The sequence below is a fragment of the Streptomyces sp. NPDC090088 genome, assembly GCF_044747345.1.
Lineage (GTDB): Bacteria > Actinomycetota > Actinomycetes > Streptomycetales > Streptomycetaceae > Streptomyces.
Window position 1 is genome coordinate 194,448 of record NZ_JBIVDZ010000003.1, and the last position, 20,688, is coordinate 215,135.

General features: G+C 70.9%; 15 protein-coding genes and 1 riboswitch. Of the genes, 10 read left to right on the plus strand and 5 right to left on the minus strand.

The annotated features are described in order from the left end of the window. The first annotated feature begins 135 nt into the window (after positions 1 to 135). The 7 genes from ACIPSJ_RS16845 to ACIPSJ_RS16875 all read left to right on the plus strand — a co-directional run bounded on the left by ACIPSJ_RS16845 (position 136) and on the right by ACIPSJ_RS16875 (position 6,898). Positions 136 to 984: a M24 family metallopeptidase gene (locus tag ACIPSJ_RS16845; protein ID WP_401346467.1), complete on the plus strand. Its 849-nt coding sequence runs from the start codon at positions 136 to 138 to the stop codon at positions 982 to 984. Continuing rightward, positions 981 to 2,744 (plus strand): SDR family oxidoreductase, encoded by a 1,764-nt coding sequence (locus tag ACIPSJ_RS16850; RefSeq protein ID WP_401346469.1) that lies wholly within the window; start codon positions 981 to 983, stop codon positions 2,742 to 2,744. Before ACIPSJ_RS16845 ends, ACIPSJ_RS16850 begins: the two co-directional genes overlap by 4 nt. A 73-nt stretch (positions 2,745 to 2,817) precedes the next feature. Further along, on the plus strand, positions 2,818 to 3,765 hold the full coding sequence (locus ACIPSJ_RS16855) for a MerR family transcriptional regulator (RefSeq protein WP_401346472.1): 948 nt from the start codon (positions 2,818 to 2,820) through the stop codon (positions 3,763 to 3,765). A 175-nt stretch (positions 3,766 to 3,940) separates the two neighbouring features. Beyond that, the gene (locus ACIPSJ_RS16860; RefSeq protein ID WP_401347412.1) at positions 3,941 to 4,510 is read left to right on the plus strand and encodes an RNA 2'-phosphotransferase; all 570 of its coding nucleotides are present in this window, start codon (positions 3,941 to 3,943) and stop codon (positions 4,508 to 4,510) included. 19 nt (positions 4,511 to 4,529) lie between these two features. After that, positions 4,530 to 4,994, plus strand: a complete 465-nt coding sequence (locus ACIPSJ_RS16865) for a hypothetical protein (protein WP_401346474.1) — start codon at positions 4,530 to 4,532, stop codon at positions 4,992 to 4,994. Positions 4,995 to 5,036: 42 nt separating this feature from the next. Next, the gene (locus tag ACIPSJ_RS16870) at positions 5,037 to 5,939 is read left to right on the plus strand and encodes an LLM class flavin-dependent oxidoreductase (protein ID WP_393544758.1); all 903 of its coding nucleotides are present in this window, start codon (positions 5,037 to 5,039) and stop codon (positions 5,937 to 5,939) included. 71 nt (positions 5,940 to 6,010) lie between these two features. Continuing rightward, the gene (locus tag ACIPSJ_RS16875; protein WP_359212099.1) at positions 6,011 to 6,898 is read left to right on the plus strand and encodes an HAD-IIB family hydrolase; all 888 of its coding nucleotides are present in this window, start codon (positions 6,011 to 6,013) and stop codon (positions 6,896 to 6,898) included. A 61-nt stretch (positions 6,899 to 6,959) separates the two neighbouring features. Here ACIPSJ_RS16875 and cydD read toward each other — a convergent pair whose 3' ends face one another. The 4 genes from cydD to hisC form a co-directional block, all read right to left on the minus strand. Next, positions 6,960 to 10,544, minus strand: coding sequence for a thiol reductant ABC exporter subunit CydD (gene cydD, locus ACIPSJ_RS16880; protein WP_401346477.1), 3,585 nt, complete (start codon positions 10,542 to 10,544; stop codon positions 6,960 to 6,962). Positions 10,545 to 10,614: 70 nt separating this feature from the next. Beyond that, positions 10,615 to 11,619: a cytochrome d ubiquinol oxidase subunit II gene (cydB, locus tag ACIPSJ_RS16885; protein ID WP_355724465.1), complete on the minus strand. Its 1,005-nt coding sequence runs from the start codon at positions 11,617 to 11,619 to the stop codon at positions 10,615 to 10,617. A gap of 18 nt (positions 11,620 to 11,637) precedes the next feature. Next, positions 11,638 to 13,146, minus strand: a complete 1,509-nt coding sequence (locus ACIPSJ_RS16890; RefSeq protein ID WP_401346479.1) for a cytochrome ubiquinol oxidase subunit I — start codon at positions 13,144 to 13,146, stop codon at positions 11,638 to 11,640. 245 nt (positions 13,147 to 13,391) lie between these two features. After that, positions 13,392 to 14,471 (minus strand): histidinol-phosphate transaminase, encoded by a 1,080-nt coding sequence (gene hisC / locus ACIPSJ_RS16895; protein ID WP_359212109.1) that lies wholly within the window; start codon positions 14,469 to 14,471, stop codon positions 13,392 to 13,394. A 439-nt stretch (positions 14,472 to 14,910) separates the two neighbouring features. Between hisC and ACIPSJ_RS16900 the strand changes: the two genes are divergently transcribed. The 3 genes from ACIPSJ_RS16900 to ACIPSJ_RS16910 all read left to right on the plus strand — a co-directional run bounded on the left by ACIPSJ_RS16900 (position 14,911) and on the right by ACIPSJ_RS16910 (position 18,460). Further along, positions 14,911 to 16,023, plus strand: coding sequence for a LacI family DNA-binding transcriptional regulator (locus tag ACIPSJ_RS16900; protein WP_359212112.1), 1,113 nt, complete (start codon positions 14,911 to 14,913; stop codon positions 16,021 to 16,023). Positions 16,024 to 16,311: 288 nt separating this feature from the next. After that, positions 16,312 to 17,409, plus strand: a complete 1,098-nt coding sequence (locus ACIPSJ_RS16905) for a metallophosphoesterase (RefSeq protein WP_401346482.1) — start codon at positions 16,312 to 16,314, stop codon at positions 17,407 to 17,409. Between the two features lie 181 nt (positions 17,410 to 17,590). Then, positions 17,591 to 18,460, plus strand: a complete 870-nt coding sequence (locus ACIPSJ_RS16910; RefSeq protein WP_359212118.1) for a hypothetical protein — start codon at positions 17,591 to 17,593, stop codon at positions 18,458 to 18,460. A 221-nt stretch (positions 18,461 to 18,681) separates the two neighbouring features. Here the strand turns inward: ACIPSJ_RS16910 and thiC are convergent, their stop codons facing one another. Then, positions 18,682 to 20,502 carry a phosphomethylpyrimidine synthase ThiC gene (thiC, locus tag ACIPSJ_RS16915; protein ID WP_359212121.1) on the minus strand — a complete coding sequence of 607 codons (1,821 nt, stop codon included), beginning with the start codon at positions 20,500 to 20,502 and terminating at the stop codon, positions 18,682 to 18,684. Then, positions 20,495 to 20,672: riboswitch (TPP riboswitch) on the minus strand. Its footprint overlaps the gene before it by 8 nt. Positions 20,673 to 20,688 lie beyond the last annotated feature (16 nt).

Genomic DNA, 20,688 nt, shown 5'->3' on the forward strand with positions numbered 1-20,688 from the left:
TCCCCTGCTTGAGAGCTACGCAGAGTTATCCACAGGCCCCGTCCCTCCTATTGACGTCGCCTCTAACAACTGTCACATTCACCAGTGTCAAGTTACGGGCACGTACCGCGGTCGACGGAGACGGGGACGGGGCGGATGACGACGGCAGTGGCATCGAAGGAAGAACGCGCCACGGAGCTCCAGGGTTTCCGGCGGGTGCAGCGACTCGCGTACGAGTGCGCCGAGGCGGTCGCGGCCCGGCTGGAGCCGGGGATCACCGAGCGCGAGGCGGCCCGGATGCAGCGCGCGTGGCTGCGCGAGAGGGGCGTGCGGGACTGGTTCCACCTCCCCTTCGCCTGGTTCGGCGACCGCACGGCGTTCGTCAACTTCCGCATACCGCTGCAGTTCTTCCCCACCGACCGCCGGCTGGAGCCCGGGATGCCCTTCATCCTGGACATGGCCCCGGTGTACGAGGGCTACACGGCCGACATCGGTTACTCGGGCTCCCTCGGGGCCAACCCCGTGCAGGAGCGGCTGATGGCCGACCTGGAGGCGCACCGGGAGCTGCTCCTGCGCGAGGTGCGCGAGCGGCGGCCGCTGCGCGAGATCTACCAGGACGTGGACCGCCTGATGGTCCGCCAGGGCTACGCCAACCGGCACCGCGCGTACCCGTTCGGCGTGATCGCCCACAAGGTGGACCGGGTGCGACAGCGGCGCTGGTCACCGCATCTCTTCGGGTTCGGCACCCAGTCCCTCAAGGGCCTCGCCGCCGACGCGCTGCACGGCCACCGCGAGGGCTGGTCGCCCCTGTGGTCGCCGTACCGCTTCTCCGACCACCCGCCCCGGCCGGGCCTGTGGGCGGTCGAACCGCACCTCGGATTCCGGGGTACGGGCGCCAAGTTCGAGGAGATCCTGGTCGTCACCGACTCCCGGGACCCCGAGCAGAGCGCCTTCTGGCTGGACGACGATCTGCCGCACGTGCGGCGCTGGGCGGAGGACAAATGACGGCACTGGAAGGCGCGCGCGAGCGCCGGGTACACACGGGCGGCGTCGACCTGTGCGTGGCGGAGCTGGGCGACCCGTCGGACCCGACGGTCGTCCTCGTCCACGGCTACCCGGACAGCAAGGAGGTCTGGTCCGAGGTCGCGGCCCGCCTGGCCGGCCGCTTCCACGTCGTCCTGTACGACGTCCGGGGCCACGGCCGCTCGACGGCCCCGCGGCCACTGCGCGGCGGCTTCACCCTGGCCAAGCTGACCGACGACTTCCTGGCGGTCGTGGACGCGGTCAGCCCGGACCGCCCGGTGCACCTCGTCGGCCACGACTGGGGCTCGGTGCAGTCCTGGGAGTTCGCCACGGTGGGCCGCACGGAGGGCCGGATCGCCTCCTTCACCTCGATGTCCGGTCCGTCCCTCGACCACTTCGGGCACTGGATCAACGCGCGCGTGAAGCGCCCCACGCCCCGCCGGGTGGGCCAGCTCCTCGGCCAGGGCGCCAAGTCCTGGTACGTGTACCTGCTGCACACCCCCGCCCTGCCCGAACTGGCCTGGCGCGGCCCGCTCGGCAAGCAGTGGCCCAAGATCCTCCAGCGGGTCGAGCAGCTCCCCGCCTCCGGCGACTACCCCACCGCCTCCCTGCCCTCGGACGCGGCACACGGCGCCTGGCTGTACCGCGACAACGTACGGTCCCGGCTGCGCCGCCCGCGCGAGGACGCGCACGCGCACGCGCCCGTACAGCTCATCACGCCCCTCGGCGACGCGTTCCTCTCCGAGCGGCTCTACGACGACCTGGAGCGCTGGGCGCCGCAGCTGACCCGGCGCACCCTGCCCGACAAGCACTGGATCCCGCGCACCCGGCCGGACCAGGTGGCGGCCTGGATCGAGGAGTTCGTGACGTCGGTGGAGGACGGGCGGGGCGCGGAGCCCAAGCGCGCCGACCGCCACGCCCAGCGGTTCGGCGGACAGTTGGTCCTGGTCACCGGCGCGGGCAGCGGCATCGGCCGGGCGACGGCGTTCGCCTTCGCCGAGGCGGGCGCGCGGGTGGTGGCCGTGGACCGGGACGCGGAGGCCGCCGCCCGCACGGCCGAACTGTCCCGGCTGGTCGGCGCGGCGGACGCCTGGGCGGAGACGGCCGACGTCTCCGACGAGCAGGCGATGGAGAAGCTGGCGGAGAAGGTCCACCGCGAGTACGGCGTCCTGGACGTACTGGTCAACAACGCGGGCATCGGCCTGTCGGGGTCCTTCTTCGCGACGACCACGGACGACTGGCGCAAGGTCCTGGACGTCAACCTCATGGGCGTGGTCCACGGCTGCCGGCTCTTCGGGGCCCGGATGGCGGAGCGCGGCCAGGGCGGCCACATCGTGAACGTCGCGTCGGCGGCGGCCTACCAGCCCTCCCGCGCCCTGCCGGCCTACAGCACCTCCAAGGCGGCGGTGCTGATGCTCTCCGAGTGCCTGCGCGCCGAACTGGCGCCCCGGCGCATCGGGGTGACCGCGATCTGTCCCGGCATCGTCAACACCAACATCACGTCGACGGCGCGCTTCGCCGGGGTCGACGAGGCGGAGGAACGGCGGAGGCAGCAGCGCTCCGCGCGGTTGTACGGGATGCGGAACTACCCGCCGGAGAAGGTGGCTTCGGCGATCCTGGAGGCGGTGGAGAAGAACAGGGCCGTGGTGCCGGTGACGCCGGAGGCGCGGGGGGCCCGAGTGCTGTCGCGGGTGGCGCCGGGGGTGCTGCGGCGGATCGCGCGGGTGGAGCCGAAGTTGTGACGGGGGCGTAGGCGGCGGCCGCGGGCGCCGCGCCAGCCACCTTTCCCAACCGCACCAGCCAAGGAACCCCCACATGACCGACCCCCCGGCCACCCCCTCCTACCGCATCGAGGACCTGGCCCACCGCAGCCGGACCACCGTCCGGACCATCCGCGCCTACCAGGACAAGGGGCTGCTCCCCCGCCCGGAGCGTCGAGGGCGGGCCAATGTCTACTCCGACGCGCATCTCACCCGCCTGCACCAGATCGCCGATCTCCTGGCCCGCGGCTACACCCTGGCGTCCATCAAGGAGCTGCTCGACGCCTGGGACACCGGGCGGGGCCTGGCGGGCGTCCTCGGTCTGGTGACCGAGGCGGAGGGGCCCTGGACGGACGAGGAACCGGTCCGGCTCTCCCGCGCCGAGCTGGACGCCCGCTTCGGGGGCACCCCCGACGACCTGGCCGTCGCCGAGGCAGTGGAGCTCGGCATCCTGGAGCCGGCGGACGGCGACCCCGACTCGTTCCTCGTCCCGAGCCCGCAAGAGCTCGCCGTGGCAGCCGAGTTGCACGCGGCCGGGGTACCCCTCCTCGCGATCTCGGAGCACCTGCGGGAGTTGAGGGTCCAGGTGGAGCACATAGCCGCCCGTTTCCTGGAGTTCACCACCGAGCACGTCTTCGCCCGCTACCTCGACGACCCGGACCACCGCACCGACGCGAAAGCAGCCGAGGCGGCCTCGCTCGTACGACGCCTGCGCCCCCTCGCACAGCAGACGGTGGACGCCGAACTCGCCCGCGCCATGCGCCTGTTCGCGACCCGTGAGGTCCGGCGACAGCTGGGTGCGGGGGAGCGGCCCGCCGGCCGGGAGGAGTCGCGTACGGTGTCTCTTCCCGCCGACACGATTCAGGCCGTACGCCGTCTTGTTGGTTCCGACCGCACCGCCGAGTTCATCGCGCTGGCCGCCGAACGCGAGGTACGGGCCCGGCACTTGGACGAGCTGACCGCACATCACCGCCCTGTTAACGATCTTGACGAAACGCCGTGAATCGCCCAGCGGTTGTCCACAACACCGCCAATTCCCCTGTGGATAACCGTACTTGGTTGTGGATCAAACCTCCGGCGAAAAATAACTGCGTGATCCCCGTCTCTCCCGGCACGCTGGTGAGGTGAACGACAAGAAGAGCCCCAGACGGAACGACAGACGAGATGACAAGCCGAACATCGGACAGAACGACAAGGCGTGGGACGAGCGGCGCACCGTGAAGGTGTCGAAGTACCTCTCGAAGCACCTGCGCCACCAGCCCGAGCGCATCGGCCTCGCGCTCGACGAAGCCGGCTGGGTGGAGATCGACACGCTGCTCGCGGCGGTGGCCGCACACGGCTTCCCGGTCACCCGTGAGGAACTCGACCACGTCGTCGCCAGCAACGACAAGCAGCGGTTCGCGATCGACGGCAGCCGGATCCGCGCCAGCCAGGGCCACAGCATCGAGGTCGAACTCGGACTGCCCCCGGCGCCCCCGCCGCCGTACCTCTACCACGGGACCGTCGCACGGAACCTGGGCGCGATCCGGACCGAGGGCCTGCGGCCCATGAACCGGCACGACGTACACCTGTCGGCGGACCGCGAGACCGCGACCCGGGTCGGCGCCCGGCGCGGCCGTCCGGTCGTGCTGTCGGTCGACGCGGGCGCGATGCACCGAGACGGCCACGTCTTCCACGTCAGCGCGAACGGGGTCTGGCTGACCAGGGCCGTACCGCCGGAGTACCTGCGCTTCCCCGACGCGCACTGACCCCGGCATCATGACTGGTATGGACCATTCGGATTACACCGGGCACCTCCCCACGACCGAGGCGGCCGTCACCGCTCTCCACGCGATCGCCGCCGAGTACGGCCGCGAGATCGAGGTGACGCACGACATCGGCGCCGACCGGACCTCGCGCCGCGGCGCGGCGGGCTTCGGCGTCACCACCGACCCGGACGGCTCGCTGCCGCACGAGGCGTACGCCGAGTTCGGCGGGGTGCCCCGGGTGCACGTGCGGCTCTACCCGGAGGACGACGCGCTGATCACGGTCGAGGGCGTCGAGTTCCACGACATCCCGCGCGACGACGTGCCCGCCTTCCTCCGGTCGGTCTTCGGCGGCCTGGCCCACGTCCGCGCCCGCCGCTTCCCGCCCACCGCCTCGCTGGTCGTGCCGCTGCCCGGGGACCGCACGTACAAGGAGCACCTCTCCGCGAACCTGCTCACGCCGTGGCTGAGCGGCCGCATACGGTGACCGTTTCGTCCGTTGTCGACGGGTCCCCTTAGTCTCGGACGCATGAGTCTGCGTCTGAGCACCGTGATCCTGCCGTACCGCCGCTGGAGCGAGGGCGGCCGTGCCGCCTGGACGCGGGCCGAGGAACTGGGCTTCCACACCGCCTACACCTACGACCACCTGTCCTGGCGCACCTTCCGGGACGGCCCGTGGTTCGGTGCGATCCCGACGCTGACCGCCGCCGCGACCGTCACCGACCGGCTCCGCCTGGGCACGCTCGTCACCTCGCCGAACTTCCGGCATCCGGTGACGCTCGCCAAGGAGCTGATCTCACTCGACGACATCTCCGGCGGCCGGGTGACACTGGGCATCGGCGCCGGCGGCACCGGCTTCGACGCCACCGCGCTGGGCCAGGAGCCGTGGACCGCGCGCGAGCGCGCCGACCGGTTCGCCGAGTTCGTGCCGCTGCTCGACCGGCTGCTCACCGAGGACTCCGTGACCCACGAGGGCGCGTTCTACTCGGCCCACGAGGCGCGCGACATCCCCGGCTGTGTGCAGCGGCCCCGGCTGCCCTTCGCGGTCGCGGCCACCGGCCCGCGCGGGCTGAAGCTGGCCGCACGGCACGGCCAGGCCTGGGTGACCACCGGCGACCCGAAGCTCTACGAGAACGGCACGCCCGAGCAGTCGGTCGAGGCGCTCCGCGGCCAGCTGGGCAGGCTCGGCGAGGCCTGCGCGGCGATCGGCCGGGACGCCTCGGAGCCGGAGAAGGTCCTGCTCACCGGGTTCACCCCGGACCGGGCCCGGCCGCTGGAGTCCCTGGACGCCTTCGTGGACTTCGCCGGCCGCCACCAGGAGCTGGGCTTCACCGAGCTGGTGATCCACTGGCCCATCCCCGACTCGGACTTCGCGGCCGAGCAGAAGGTCTTCGAGCAGATCGCCATGGAGGCCCCGGCCCAGCTGGGCTGAGGCGCCCTTCAGGACACTTCGGAGTCGTCTGTGTCTCATCTGTGCACTGTGCCGCACTGGCGTGCGGGCATATGCGCGAGAATGGCCCGGTGACCTCAGCGACCCGACAGCCCGAGACCCCTGCCTTCGCGACCCCGCCCCGGCTGATCGCCACCGATCTCGACGGCACCCTGCTGCGCGACGACAAGTCGGTCTCCCCGCGGACGGTGGCCGCGCTGGCCGCCGCCGAGGAGGCGGGTGTCGAGGTCTTCTTCGTCACCGGCCGCCCGGCCCGCTGGATGGACGTGGTCAGCGACCACGTGCACGGCCACGGCCTGGCGATCTGCGGCAACGGCGCCGCCGTGGTCGACCTGCACGGCGGCCGCGGCGCCCACCGCTTCGTGAAGGTGCGCGAGCTGGCCACGCAGAACGCGCTGGACGCCGTACGGCTGCTGCGCGACGCCGCGCCCGGCACGGTGTACGCGATCGAGCAGACGTACGGCTTCCACCAGGAGCCGGCCTATCCCAAGATGCACATGGAGATACCGGACCATCTGCTGCCCGCCGAGGAGATCCTCGCGGCCGGCGGTCCGAGCGGCGGCGAGCCCGTGCTCAAGATCCTCGCCTACCACCCCGAGCTCGACCCCGACGCCTTCCTCACTCTCGCCCGGCTCGCCATCGGCGACCGCGCCGCCGTCACCCGCTCCAGCCCGAGCGCCCTGCTGGAGATCAGCGGCCCGGGTGTCTCCAAGGCCAGCACGCTCGCCCTGGAGTGCGCCGAGCGCGGCATCTCGCCCGAGGAGGTAGTGGCCTTCGGCGACATGCCCAACGACGTCGAGATGCTGACCTGGGCCGGCCGTTCGTACGCGATGGGCAACGCCCACCCCGCCGTCATCGCCGCCGCCTCCGGCCGCACGGTCGCCAACAACGAGGACGGGGTGGCGGTCGTGATCGAGCAACTGCTGTCCGCCCGCGGCTGACGCCACCGCAACAGCCGACGGGTCCTGATCGCCCAAGGGGTCCAAGGAGTCCAAGCCGTCTCTAAGGGGTGGCCGTACCCACCAGTGACTCCGCCGCCGCCTCCCGTTCCGCCATCGCGCGCAGCGGCCCCGCCCCGGCGGCCAGCTCCGCGTACGGGCCGCGCTGCACCACCCGGCCCGCGTCGAGCACCAGCACCTCGTCCACGGCCTCCAGGCCCGCCAGCCGGTGCGTGACGAGCACGGTCGTACGGCCCTCGGTGGCGGCCAGCAGATCCGCGGTGAGCGCGTCCGCCGTGGGCAGGTCCAGATGCTCGGCGGGCTCGTCCAGGACGAGCACCGGGAAGTCCGCGAGCAGCGCCCGGGCGAGCGCCAGCCGCTGCCGCTGCCCACCGGACAGCCGGGCCCCGTGCTCGCCCACGAGGGTGTCCAGTCCGTCGGGCAGCCCGTCCACCCAGTCGAGCAGCCGGGCCCGGCCCAGCACGTCCCGCAGGTCCTCCTCGGTGGCGTCCTTCCGGGCGAGCAGCAGGTTCTCGCGCACGGAGCTGTCGAAGAGGTGCGCGTCCTGGGCGCACAACCCGACGAGCCGCCGTACGTCGTCACCGTCCATGCCGTAGGCGTCCACTCCGGCGAGGGTGTAGGAGCCCGCGTCCGGGTCGAGGAACCGCAGCAGGATCTGGGCGAGCGTCGTCTTGCCGGAGCCGGAGGGACCGACCACGGCGACCCTGCGCCCCTCGGGGAGCGTGAGGTCGACCCCGGCGAGCGCGTCCCCCCGCCGGCCCTCGTAGCGGGCGGACAGGCCCTTCAGCACGAGGGGGAACGGCGTGGCGGGCGCCTGGCGCGGCCGCTCCGGCTCCCGTACCGGCTCCGGCGCGTCCAGCACCTCGTAGAGGCGCTCGGCGCTCTTACGCACCCGCTGCCGGTGCCGCACGGCGAGCGGCAGCCCCAGCACGGCCTCGAAGGCGGCCAGCGGGGTGAGGACGACGACCGCCATCGTCACCCCGTCGAGCCGGCCGTCGGCGACACCCCGGGCACCCAGCAGCGCGGTCGCGGCGACGGTCAGGCCCGTCAGCAGTGCGGTCAGGCCGTCGCCGAGCGCGGTGGCCGTGGCGCCCCGCGAGGCGATCCGGGTGAGCGTGCCGTCGGCCTGCCGGGCCTCGGCCCTGCGGGCGGGCAGCGCACCGGCGACCGTCAGTTCGGCGGTACCGGTGAGCAGGTCGGTCACCCGGGTCGCGAGCAGCCCGCGGGCAGGCGCCAGCCGCTGCTCGGCGCGACGGGCCACGGCGGAGGTGACCAGCGGAACTCCGACACCGGCCGCCAGCAGTCCCACCGCGAGGGCGGCCCCGGCCTCGGGCAGCAGCCAGGCCGTGAACCCCACGGCACCGGCGGACACGGCCACCGCGACCCCGGCGGGCAGCAGCCACCGCAACCAGTAGTCCTGCAGGGTGTCCACGTCAGCGACCAGCCGGCTGAGCAGGTCGCCCCGCCGGGTGGCCCGCAGCCCGGCGGGGGTCAGCCGTTCGAGGCGCCGGTACACCGCCACCCGCGTGTCCGCGAGCATCCGCAGCACGGCGTCGTGCGACACCAGTCGCTCGCTGTACCGGAACACGGCCCGCCCGATCCCGAACGCCCGCGTGGCCGTCACGGCGACCATCAGATACAGCACCGGCGGCTGCTGCGAGGCACGCGAGATCAGCCACCCGGAGGTCGCCATCAGCCCCACGGCACTGCCGAGCGCCAGAGCCCCGAGCAGCAGGGCGAGCAGCAGCCGCCCCCGCCGGGCACCGGACGCTGCGCGGACCCGCGCGAGCACGCTCCTCGAACGGCCGCCCACCGCCGGCTCCGGGAGCCCGCCTTCCCCCGGGCTGCCTTCCTCCAGGCAGCTTCCCGTCAAGCCGCTTTCCAACTGCCCGAGCGGCTCCGCCACCTCACCTTCCGACGAACCGAGTCGGGTGATGGGTGGGCGAAGGTCCTGAGGGTCCAGGGGGCGGAGCCTCCTGGTGGCCTCGCCGCCGGAGAGCCGCACCACCCGGTCCGCCACCGACAGCAACGCCGGCCGGTGCACGACCAGCACCACGGTCCGCCCCTCGGCGAGCCGTCGTACCGCCGCCACGACCTCCGCCTCGGTCGCCCCGTCCAACGCGGCCGTCGGCTCGTCCAGCAACAGCACCGGCCGGTCCGCGAGAAACGCCCGCGCCAGCGCCAGCCGCTGCCGCTGCCCGGCGGAGAGTCCGGCGCCGTCCTCGCCGAGAACCGTCTCCGCCCCCTCGGGCAGCGCGTCCACGAACTCCAGCGCCCCCGCGTCCCGCAGCGCCCGCCGTACCGCGTCCTCGTCCGCGTCGGGACGCGCGAGCCGTACGTTCTCGGCGATCGTCCCGGCGTACAGGTGCGGTCGCTGCGGCACCCAGGCGATCCGCGACCGCCAGGTCTCCGGGGCGACGTCGGCGAGATCGGCTCCCCCGATCCGCACCCGGCCCTCCGTCGGCCGTACGAACCCCAACAGCGCGTTCAGCAGCGTCGACTTGCCCACCCCGCTGGGGCCGACCAGGGCGACGGTCTCGCCGGGTTCGACGGTGAACGAGACGTCGGTGACCGCGTCCGCCGTGCGACCCGGGTAGCGGACCGTGACCCCTTCAAAGGCCAGAGAGACAGCAGCAGGCACCTCGCCGGCCCCGGACACCGGCACCGGGGTCTCCAGCACCGCGAAGATCTCCTCGGCCGCCGCGAGCCCCTCCGCCGCCGCGTGGAACTGGGCGCCCACCTGGCGCAGCGGCAGATACGCCTCGGGCGCCAGCACCAGGATGACCAGCCCGATGTACAGGTCCATGTCGCCGTGGACGAGCCGCATGCCGATGGTCACGGCGACCAGCGCCACCGACAGCGTGGCCAGCAGTTCCAGCGCGAAGGAGGAGAGGAAGGCGATCCGCAGGGTCCGCATCGTCGCCTGCCGGTACTCGCCGGTGATCCGGCGGATGGACTCGGCCTGCGCCTTGGCCCGGCCGAACACCTTCAGCGTGGGCAGCCCGGCGACCACGTCCAGGAAGTGGCCGGACAGCCGGGACAGCAACCGCCACTGACGGTCCGTCCGGGACTGGGTGGCCCAGCCGATCAGCACCATGAAGAGCGGGATGAGCGGCAGGGTTCCCACGATGATCGCCGCGGACACCCAGTCCTCCGTGACGATCCGCGCCAGCACCGCGACCGGCACGACCACCGCGAGCCCCAACTGCGGCAGATAGCGCGAGAAGTAGTCGTCGAGGGCGTCGACACCACGCGTGGCGAGGGTGACCAGCGACCCGGTCCGCTGTCCGCTCAGCCAGCCGGGACCGAGCGCCACCGCCCGGTCCAGGAGCCGCCCTCGCAGCTCGGACTTGACCGCCGCGCTCGCACGGTGCGCGGCGAGCTCCGTCAGCCAGGAGACCAGCGCCCGGCCGCCGGCGACGGCCGCCAACAGCAGTAGGGGAGTGCGGAGTTCGGAGACCGAGTGGCCGTGCTGGAAGGCGCCCACCACCACCTCGGCGATGAGCATGGCCTGGGCGATGACCAGCCCGGCGCCGACGGCACCGAGACCGACGACGGCCACCAGGAAGAGGCGGGTGGTGCGGGCGTACCGCAGCAGACGGGGATCGATTGGTTTCACGTGAAACATGCCCTTCGGCCCAGGGAGGGTGTTTCACGTGAAACAGCGTGAATCATCGTGAATCACCCTCCCGCCGGACTCAGTGCGCGGCTTCGGCGATGTGCTGCGTGCCGATCCGCTTGCGGAACACCCAGTACGTCCACCCCTGGTAGAGCAGGACCAGCGGCGTGGCGATCGCCGCGAGCCAGGTCATGATCTTCAGGGTGTACGGGCTCGACGAGGCGTTGGTGACCGTGAGGCTCCAGTCCGCGTTGAGCGAGGACGGCATGACGTTCGGGAAGAGCGACAGGAAGAGCATCGCCACGGCGGCCACGATGGTCACCCCGGACAGGGCGAACGCCCAGCCCTCACGCCCTCGCAGGTTCGCCCCGAGCGCGGCGACCAGCGCCACGACGGCCACCACCAGGGCGACCAGGCTCTTGCCGTCACCGCTGTCGGCCTGGGTCCACAGGAGGAAGGCCAGCGCCAGCACGGCGGTGAGCAGTCCGACCTTGGTCGCCAGCTTCCGCGCCCGTACCCGGATGTCGCCGACCGTCTTGAGCGCGGTGAACACCGTGCCGTGGAAGGTGAACAGGGTCAGCGTCACCAGTCCGCCGAGCAGGGCGTACGGGTTGAGCAGGTTCCAGACGGTGCCGACGTACTCGAAGTTCCGGTCGATCTTCACGCCGTGCACGATGTTCCCGAAGGCCACACCCCACAGGAACGCCGGGATCAGCGAGGTCCAGAAGATCGCGGTCTCCCAGTTGCGCTGCCAGTTCTCCTCGGGCCGCTTCGCCCGGTACTCGAAGGCGACACCCCGGACGATCAGGCAGACCAGGATGACCAGCAGGGGCAGATAGAAGCCGGAGAAGAGGGTGGCGTACCACTCGGGGAAGGCGGCGAAGGTGGCGCCGCCCGCAGTGAGCAGCCAGACCTCGTTGCCGTCCCAGACGGGGCCGATCGTGTTGATCAGCACCCGCTTCTCCAGCCGGTCGCGGGCCAGCAGCTTGGTGAGGATGCCGACCCCGAAGTCGAAGCCCTCCAGGAAGAAGTAGCCGGTCCACAGGACGGCGATCAGCACGAACCAGACGTCGTGAAGTTCCATGACTGCGTCTCCCTCGGCCTAGTACGAGAAGGCCATCGGCTTGTCGGCGTCACGGGCCTCGCCGCCGATCTTCGTGGGCGGGTTGAGGTCGTCCTCGGTGAGCTCCGGCGGGCCGGCCTTCACGTACTTCACGAGCAGCTTGACCTCGACGACGGCGAGGACGGCGTACAGCGCGGTGAAGGTGATCATCGAGATGAGGATCTCGGCCTGGGAGACCCCGGGAGAGACCGCGTCCCGGGTCTGCAGGACGCCGTAGACGACCCACGGCTGGCGCCCCATCTCGGTGAAGATCCAGCCCCAGGAGTTGGCGATCAGCGGGAAGCCGAGGGTCCAGATCGCCACCAGCCAGTACAGCCTGCCGAGCTTGGGGCTGAGGGCCTTGTTCTTGAAGAGGACCAAGTTCGGCACCTCGTCCTCACCGACCCGCAGGTGCTGCGGCAGCATGAACTTCTTGCGGGTCAGCCAGAGTCCGAGGATGCCGATGGCGAAGGACGCCATACCGAAGCCGATCATCCAGCGGAACGCCCAGAAGGTGACCGGGATGATGGGCCGGTAGTCGCCGGCGCCGTACTTCTGCTGCTCGGCCTTGTTGGTGTCGTTGATGCCGGGGACGTACGAACCGAAGTCGTCGTCGGCGAGGAACGACAGTATGCCGGGGACCGACAGCTCGACGGTGTTGTGGCCCTTGCTCACGTCGCCGTAGGCGAAGACCGAGAACGGCGCCGAGTTCTGGCCGTCCCACAGGGCCTCGGCGGCGGCCATCTTCATCGGCTGCTGCTTGAACATGACCTTGCCGAGGGTGTCGCCGCTGATCGAGGTGAGCAGGCCGCCGATGACCAGGGTGATCAGACCGAGCCGCAGCGACGTCTTCATCACGGTGATGTGCTTCTTGCGGAAGAGGTGGAAGGCGGCGATGCCGACCATGAACGCGCCGCCGGTCAGGAAGGACGCGGAAAGCGTGTGGAAGGCCTGGGCCAGCGCGGTGTTCTGGGTGAGGACCGCCCAGAAGTCGGTGAGCTCGGCGCGCCCCCTCACCTTGTCGATCTTGTAGCCGACGGGGTGCTGCATCCACGAGTTGGCCGCGAGGATGAAGTACGCGGACAGGATCGTACCGATGGAGACCATCCAGATGCAGGCCAGATGGATCCTCTTGGGCAGCTTGTCCCAGCCGAAGATCCACAGCCCGATGAAGGTGGACTCGAAGAAGAACGCGATCAGCGCCTCGAAGGCGAGCGGAGCACCGAAGATGTCGCCGACGAACCGCGAGTAGTCCGACCAGTTCATGCCGAACTGGAACTCCTGCACGATGCCGGTGACCACCCCCATCGCGATGTTGATCAGGAAGAGCTTGCCCCAGAACTTGGTCGCCCTGAGGTACTTCTCCTTCTCCGTGCGCACCCAGGCGGTCTGCAGACCGGCCGTGAGGGCGGCCAGCGAGATCGTCAGCGGGACGAACAGGAAGTGGTAGACGGTGGTGATGCCGAACTGCCAGCGCGCCAGTGTCTCCGGCGCCAGAGCCAGGTACACGTCGTCAGTCTCCTTACGTCGCCGTACTACAGCGGCACTCCGCCCCTTTTGTCACGTACATCACGGGCAAACGGGACGAGCTTGTGAATGCATTCACATTCACAAGCCATTATGACGCACTGATTATCGGAGGTGGAAGGGGGGTCCGACTTGAGCCGTTCGGCACCCTCCCGACATGGACGTACGGGGCCGCCCGGCCCGGGAACACCGGCCGGGCGACCCCGTACACAGGGACCTGTCGGGGGCTAGAGCTCCTTGCGGAACGCCTCCGCCACCTTCACGAAGATGTCGTTCGCCTCGGTCTCGCCGACCGTGACCCGCACGCCCTCGCCCGGGAACGGCCGGACAACCACGCCGTGCTCCTCGCAGGCTCCCGCGAAGGCCGCCGTACGCTCCCCCAGCCGCAGCCACACGAAGTTGGCCTGGGTCTCGGGCACCGTCCAGCCCTGGGCGCGCAGCGCCTCGACCACGCGCTGCCGCTCGCACACCAGCGAGCCCACCCGGCCGAGCAGCTCGTCCTCGGCCCGCAGCGAGGCGATCGCCGCCTCCTGGGCGATCTGGCTCACACCGAACGGCACCGCCGTCTTGCGCAGCGCCGCCGCCACCGGCTCGTGGGCGACCGCGAAGCCGACCCGCAGCCCGGCGAGGCCGTAGGCCTTGGAGAAGGTCCGCAGGACGCAGACGTTGGGCCGCTGACGGTAGATCTCGATGCCGTCCGGCACCTCGGGGTCGCGGATGAACTCCCGGTAGGCCTCGTCGAGGACCACCAGCACATCGCTCGGCACCCGGTCCAGGAACCGCTCCAGCTCGGCCCGCTTCACGACCGTACCGGTCGGATTGTTGGGGTTGCAGACGAAGATCAGGCGGGTGCGGTCGGTGATCGCGTCCGCCATCGCGTCCAGGTCGTGCACCTCGCCCGGCGTGAGCGGCACCCGGACCGAGCGGGCGCCGCTGATCTGCGTGATGATCGGGTACGCCTCGAAGGACCGCCAGGCGTACATCACCTCGTCGCCCGGGCCGCTGGTGGCCTGGATCAGCTGCTGGGCCACACCGACCGAGCCGGTACCGGTGGCCAGGTGGCCGAGCGGGACGCCGAAACGGTCCGACAGCTCGTCCATCAGGCCGGTGCAGGCCATGTCCGGGTAACGGTTGAAGGCGGAGGCGGCCGCGGTGACCGACTCCATCACGCCGGGCAGCGGGGGATACGGGTTCTCGTTGGAGGAGAGCTTGTACGCGACCGGACCGTCGGCCGCGGCCGGCTTGCCCGGCTTGTAGGTGGGGATACCCTCCAGCTCGGCGCGCAGCTTGGGGCTCGTCTCGCTCACCGCAGTCCTCCTCGCGACCACCGGCGGACCGTCCGCGCCGCCGACATCCAATACTGCTCACCTTATGAGGATTCGGCGCCCGTGCGTACAGCGGCGGAGCAAGCGGACAGCCGGGACCGGCGAACCTCATCCGCCCCACCGGCATCACGGGCATCACCGTACGAAGGCGCATTTATTGGGGGCGCGCCCTACATATATCTATGCGCCGGTGGCTCGCGCCGTGGCGCGCATCACCCGTGAAGGTGAGTTGAGACCTCTTCGAAACATCGAGCACTTGGCAGGCCCATGCGTGCCGACAAGTCACGTCTCCCTATTGGATCGTTCAACTGACTTTCTTTCTAAGGTAGTTGACCCTGTTTGACCTTGCAGAAACGTGCCTGTCAACGCGTGCATATGCGTCCGCACTACCCCACCGCATGAGCCCTACTATCGGCTCGCCATGACAGCAGCAGGGAAGCACCAGGTGAGCCGCGCGGAAACCTCTCGGCGAGGCAGCCGGCCGGGCCGGGCGGGCATCAGAGACGTGGCCGCCGCCGCCGGAGTCTCCATCACGACCGTGTCCGACGCCCTGAACGGCAAGGGCCGGCTCCCGGATGCCACCCGGCGCCATGTCCGCGAGGTGGCCGACCGGCTCGGGTACCGCCCCTCGGCCGCCGCCCGAACCCTCCGTACCGGCAAATCGGGCCTGATCGGCCTGACCGTGACGACCTACGGGGATGAACCTTTCACCTTCACCGAGTTCGCGTACTTCGCCGAGATGGCGCGGGCCGCGACCTCGGCGGCACTCGCCCGCGGCTACGCCCTGGTGATCCTGCCCGCGACCTCGCGCCACGACGTGTGGTCGAACGTCGCCCTGGACGGCACGGTCGTCATCGACCCCTCCGACCAGGACCCGGTGGTCAGCGAGCTGGTGCGGCAGGGCCTGCCGGTGGTCTCCGACGGCCGCCCGGCGGGCGCGCTGCCGGTCACGGCCTGGGTGGACAACGACCACGAGGCCGCCGTGCTCGGCATCCTCGACCATCTGGCCGCCGCCGGCGCCCGCCGGATCGGCCTGCTCACGGGCACCACGACGGACACGTACACCCATCTGTCGACCACCGCCTACCTGCGCTGGTGCGAACGCGTCGGCCAGGATCCGGTCTACGAGGCCTACCCGGCGCACGACCCGTGCGCGGGCGCCGTAGCGGCCGACCGGCTGCTGGCCCGCCCGGACCGCCCGGACGCCGTCTACGGCCTGTTCGACCCCAACGGCACCGATCTGCTCGCCGCCGCCCGCCGCTACGGGCTGCGGGTCCCCGACGACCTGCTGCTGGTGTGCTGCAGCGAGTCGACCGTGTACGCCAACACCGAGCCGCCCATCACCACGCTCTCGCTCAAGCCGCGCCGGATCGGCACGGCGGTGGTGCAGCTGCTGATCGACGCGATCGAGGGAGTCGAGTCGGACCAGCCGGTCGAGCAGGTGATACCGACCGAACTGATCGTGCGTACCTCCTCCCAGCGACGGGCACCACGCACCACGGTCAGCCCGCCACGGGCACCGGAGGAGGAGTAGCACGGCCACCCGGAGAGGCGTCCGGCCCACCCGCCGGACGCAACCGGAAGGCGGGCGGCCGACCTGCCCGGTCCCGTCGGACGGCGACCGGCAGGTGACCGGCAGAGGTCCGAACCCCTGCCCAACCGGGGCGAAAGCCGCGCTGAACTGGACTCCTGCCCCGATTCACCACCCCTGGGTCATCACACGGAGCTACGCGCATTCCTATGATGGGCCCACGACACCGCGGGCCGCTGCGACCAGGCAGTCCGAAGCGGTGCAGATGCGGCGCGATGGTGGAGGGGTCTGATGACTCAGGGGGCCGGTCAGGGACCCGAGACGGAGCGGACGGCGACGTTGCGCGACTTCCGGGTGCCGGCGTACGTCAACGAGACCGGTCCGTACGCCCACGGCACCCACCCCGGCGACGTCGCCCCGCCGCTCGACGAGGCGTACCCCGAGGGGCCCGACGAGTACCCGGACGGATACACGCCCACCCAGCGCGACCTGCCCGTCATCAACCGCGGCGACACCATCCAGCTGCCGGTCGACCCGGCCACCGCCCCGGCCGCGCAGCTCGCTGCCGGTCCCGGGCCGCTGTACGTCGTCGGCGATGTGCACGGCTACTTCGAGGAGCTGCTCGCCGCGCTGCGGGAGCAGGGCCTGATCGACGCCGACGGCAGCTGGTGCGCGGGCACCGCCCGGCTCTGGTTCCTCGGCGACTTCACCGACCGGGGTCCGGACGGCATCGGCGTCATCGACCTGGTGATGCGGCTGTCCGCCGAGGCGGCCGCGGCCGGCGGCTACTGCAAGGCCCTGATGGGCAACCACGAGCTGCTGCTGCTCGGCGCCAAGCGGTTCGGCGACACCCCCGTCAACTCCGGCGCGGGCACCGCCACCTTCCAGGCGGCCTGGCTGCTCAACGGCGGCCAGAAGACCGACATGGACCGGCTCCAGGACCACCACCTCCAGTGGATGGCCCGCCTGGACGCGGTCGAGGAGGTCGACGGCTATCTGCTGGTGCACTCCGACACCACCGCCTACCTCGACTACGGCGACTCGATCGAGGCGGTCAACGACACCGTCCGCGAGACCATCACCCGTAATGACGCGGACGAGGTCTGGGATCTCTTCCGCAAGTTCACCAAGCGCTTCTCCTTCCGTGACGAAGGGGGTGCAGACGCCGTCCGTTCCCTTCTCGATACGTACGGCGGCACCCGGATCGTTCACGGACACAGCCCGATTCCCTATCTGCTGGGGGAAGTCGGCTCCGAGGAGGGCGAAGAGGGCACCGGTCCCGTTGTGGAAGGACCGCACGTCTACGCCGACGGTCTGGCCATCGCCATGGACGGCGGAGTGACCATGGCCGGAAAGCTGCTGGTGAGGCAACTTCCACTGGACGCCTGAGCGTTCGATGCGCTGTTCTATCCCTCCGGCTTCACACGCGGGCCACCCCCAATTTCCGGCAACCCCCTGTCACCGCGTGCCGTAACGGCTCTACCATCGGTTTATCCGTAGCAGGCTCCCCTCCGTTTCTGCCCGACGGCTCGCCGGCGTGCGAGCCCCCAGCCCTACGGAGCATCGGGGGATGCACATGAACAGCGTTCCGCAGCACCTGCACAGCGAGGACCGCCAGGAATACGAGCGGATCCTCGATGAGGCGCTGCGCTCCGCCCCTTACCGTCCCGAACTGGCCGGTATAGGCCAGCGTTTGAACACCGAACAGCTGCGCACCATGGCGCTCAACGCCACCGCACTGATCGCGGCGGCCGCGGCGACCGAGTACCAGCACTACGTGAAGGTCCGCGAGGAACTGCGCAACCCTGCGCGGTCCACCCCGGCCACCGTCCAGGAGACCGGCTCCACGGAGCCGGGCGCGGGCGGTGCGGTGGGGCTCGCCACCACTCTCGGCGAGGCCGCCGAGACCACCGGCGCCGGAGGCTTCGCCCTCGCCCTGGTCCTGGCGCCCGTGCTCGCCGGCACCGCTGCCGCGATCTTCCTGCTCGTCGGCTACGTCCTGAAGATGCTGGACCCGGCCCCGGCGTTCGCCCAGACCATGCTCACCGCGGGCTGGGTGTTCGGCGTCGTGACCGCGGCCGCCATCCTCATGGCCGGCGCGGGTCTGCTGCTCACCGCACTGCGCAACAGCCCCTCGCTGGAGGCAGGACCCTACGGCGAACCCGGCGGGGAGGTGGCCAAGGCCCGGGAGGCCTGGCGGGACGCCCTGCTGGAGCGCGGCATCCTGCCTTTCCTCCGGGAGGCGCTGGCCACCGAACCCGGCACGGCCGGGCTGCGCCGTACGGCCCCGTCCGGTCCGGCGGGCCGGATGCCACGCCTCGGCTACGACCGTCCCGGCTTCAGCACCGACGACGGCGCCGGCGCCGCCCCCCGCCCGAGCTTCACCAGCCCGGACTACACCAGCCCGGACTTCGGAGGCCCGGAACACCAGCCGGAATGACCCGGCTTGCGCCCCCGGCCAGGGGGCGCAGGCCGGACACCCGGTCCACGAGGCGGCACCGGGGAGCTGACGGGCCGCGCGCCCGCCGTACTCCTCCCGCGCCGCCCGGGTGGCGGCGGTGTTCGTCCGCGACCGGTCGGTGAGAGACGCCTCGCGGGCCACCGGGGGCACGGATGCCCGCCAGGGTGCTGGACGACCCGGACCGGCACCAGGGGAGCGGCTCAGTCCGCCAGCGGCAGATAGACCCGGTTGCCGCTCGCCGCGAACTCCTTCGACTTCTGGAGCATCCCCTCCGCGATCTCCTCGGGCGACGCTCCCTCGGCCGCCGCGCCGCCGAAGCGCTCGTTGATGCTCTGGCTGATCTTCATCGAGCAGAACTTCGGCCCGCACATCGAGCAGAAGTGGGCCGTCTTGGCCGGCTCCGCCGGGAGGGTCTCGTCATGGAACTCGCGGGCGGTGTCCGGGTCCAGGGCGAGGTTGAACTGGTCCTCCCACCGGAACTCGAAGCGGGCGTCGGACAGTGCGTCGTCCCACTCCTGGGCGCCCGGGTGGCCCTTGGCGAGGTCGGCCGCGTGGGCGGCGATCTTGTAGGTGATGACGCCGGTCTTGACGTCGTCCCGGTTGGGCAGGCCCAGGTGCTCCTTGGGCGTGACGTAGCAGAGCATCGCCGTGCCCCACCAGGCGATCATCGCGGCGCCGATACCGGAGGTGATGTGGTCGTACGCCGGCGCGATGTCCGTGGTCAGCGGGCCGAGCGTATAGAACGGAGCTTCATCGCAGATCTCCTGCTGAAGGTCGATGTTCTCCTTGATCTTGTGCATCGGGACATGGCCCGGGCCCTCGATCATCGTCTGTACATGGAAACGCCTGGCGATCCGGTTGAGTTCCCCGAGCGTGCGCAACTCCGCGAACTGCGCCTCGTCGTTGGCGTCGGCGATGGAGCCGGGGCGCAGGCCGTCACCCAGCGAGTAGGTGACGTCGTAGGCGGCGAGGATCTCGCAGAGTTCCTCGAAGTTCTCGTACAGGAACGATTCCTTGTGGTGCGCCAGGCACCAGGCCGCCATGATCGAGCCGCCGCGCGAGACGATGCCGGTCTTGCGGTTGGCGGTCAGCGGGACGAACGGCAGCCGCACGCCCGCGTGGACGGTCATGTAGTCCACGCCCTGTTCGGCCTGCTCGATGACCGTGTCCTTGTAGATCTCCCAGGTCAGCTCCTCGGCCCTGCCGTCGACCTTCTCCAGTGCCTGGTAGAGCGGCACCGTGCCGATGGGGACGGGGGAGTTGCGCAGCACCCACTCGCGGGTGGTGTGGATGTTGCGGCCGGTGGAGAGGTCCATGACCGTGTCTGCGCCCCACCGGGTCGCCCAGGTCATCTTCTCGACCTCCTCCTCGATCGAGGAGGTCACCGCCGAGTTGCCGATGTTGGCGTTGACCTTCACCAGGAACCGCTTGCCGATGATCATCGGCTCGATCTCCGGATGGTTGACGTTGGCCGGCAGCACGGCCCGGCCCGCCGCGATCTCCTCGCGGACCACCTCGGGAGAAACGTTCTCGCGGATGGCGACGTACTCCATCTCCGGGGTGATCTCGCCCCGGCGGGCGTACGCGAGCTGGGTGACCGCCTCGCCGTCCCGGCCACGGCGGGGCTGGCGCGGGCGGCCCGGGAAGACCGCGTCCAGGTTGCGCAGACCGCCGCGCGGCGAGGTGTGCTTGATCCCGTCGTCCTCGGGACGGACGGGGCGGCCCGCGTACTCGGCGGTGTCGCCACGCGTGATGATCCAGTTCTCCCGCAGCGGCGGCAGACCCCTGCGGACGTCGGTCTCGACGAACGGATCGGTGTACGGGCCCGAGGTGTCGTAGAGCGTCACCGACTGCCCGTTGGTGAGATGCACCTGACGGACCGGCACCCGAAGGTCGGGGCGCGAACCCTCGACATACCCCTTGTGCCAGCCGATGGACTTCCCGGCCTCCAGGGGCGATTCACCCGAAATGGGCTGTTCGTCCTGACTGAAGGCAGGCGTGCGTACGTCCTTGTCGGTCATGAGACCTACTCCCTACGCCGGCATTACCCGGTAACAGGTTCGGCGGTCGACGCAGCGGCTTCCGTCGGGCGGCGTTCCCTGTGAAACATCACTCGTTCCACGTGAAACATCGCGAATACGGAGGTCAGCGCCCTCTCAGCCCGGTGCTCCGAGCTCCCGCGTGTGCAAAGGTGCCTCCACGCTAGC